Annotated in this window: 1 protein-coding gene and 1 pseudogene; both read left to right on the forward strand. The window is 66.1% G+C overall.

All coding sequences use genetic code 11. The features are described from left to right. Positions 1-402 (forward strand): annotated as a pseudogene (locus EOA24_RS37870) (alpha/beta hydrolase fold domain-containing protein); the annotation flags it as partial. Positions 403-764: 362 nt separating this feature from the next. Further along, on the forward strand, positions 765-1416 hold a 652-nt coding region (locus EOA24_RS37875), incomplete at its 3' end, for an ABC transporter substrate-binding protein (protein WP_245501960.1).

The following is a 1416-nucleotide window of genomic DNA, read 5'->3' on the forward strand; positions in this document are numbered from 1 at the left end:
GATCTATCCTGGCCTTGGCGGCGATGAGACCGGGCGCTCCTATGTCGAGCACGCCGAGGCGCCCCTGCTGACGCTCGCCGACATTGAGTTCTACCGCCGCGTCCGGTCCGCGCCCGCGCAGTCACCCGACGACCCAACGTTCTCGCCGCTCAGGGATCGTGACTTTTCCAGACTGCCGCCGACAGTGATCGTCACTGCCGAGTGCGATCCGCTGTCGTCGGACGGAGAGGCCTATCGCGACCGGAGTGTTGCCGCTGGCGGACAAGCGTGGTGGCGCGAGGAGAAGCGGCTGGTGCACAGTTTTCTGCGCGCGCGTTCGACCGTGCCCAGCGCGCGGCGGAGGCGTTTGGGCGGATTGTTGCGGATATCGGCGCGCTCGGACGGGGCGAGTGGCCGTATTGAACGGCGCTCCCCCTCACCAGCCTCCGCTTCGCTCGGCTGACCTCTCCCCAAGGGGAGAGGAGCCTGTCAGCGCCGGCGCGAACCTCTTCTCCCCTCGGGGAGAAGGTGGCCGCGAAGCGGCCGGATGAGGGGGCGGCGCCGCCTGAGTCAACTTCAGCCTGCGGAACAGCGCACAAGAACTGCGGAAAACCAAACATTTCGCCGCGGAAAGCGGACCTATCATTCCCTCGCAGGCAACGGCGCCCCGGCGGTCGCATCCGCCCCCGCGCCTGGCGATCCCGGGGCGACCGTTGGCTCGTGCAAGTCGTTGCCCCGACAGACCGCCACGCGGGCAACGTGCGCCAACAACAGAGGGAACGACGATGAAATTCATGCTGACCGACAGGAAACTGCACCCGCGCGCGGAGCCCACCGCCGACGATTTCAAGAAGGGCGCGATCAGCCGGCGCGAATATCTGGCGCTGATGGCTGGCTTCGGCGTCAGCGCCGCCGGCGCGATGGCGCTGGGCGGGATCGCCCCCTCGCCTGCCCGCGCCGCCGAGCCGAAAAAGGGCGGCGTGCTGCGCGTCGCGATGAACGTCAAGGGGTTCAAGGATCCGCGCACCTTCGACGGCGTCGAGATGTCGAATGTCGCGCGCCAGTGCAACGAATATCTGGTGCGCTGGAACACCGACTTTTCCTTCGAGCCCTGGCTCTTGGAAAGCTGGGAGACCAGCGATGATGCCAAGACGATCACTCTTCACGTGCGAAAGGGCATCACCTGGTCGAATGGCGACGCGTTCAACGCCGACGATGTGATCCACAATCTCAACCGCTGGTGCGATGCGTCGGTCGCCGGCAATTCGGTCGCCGCGCGCATGGGCGCGCTGGTCAATGCCGACACCAAGAAGCCGGTCGATGGCGGCATCCAGAAGATCGACGACTACACCGTCAAGCTCAACCTGCCCAAGCCCGACATTTCGCTGATCGCCGGCATGGCCGACTATCCGGCGCTGATCATGCACCGCTCCTATG

The organism is Mesorhizobium sp. M2A.F.Ca.ET.039.01.1.1, assembly GCF_003998035.1.
Classification (GTDB): Bacteria; Pseudomonadota; Alphaproteobacteria; order Rhizobiales; family Rhizobiaceae; genus Mesorhizobium.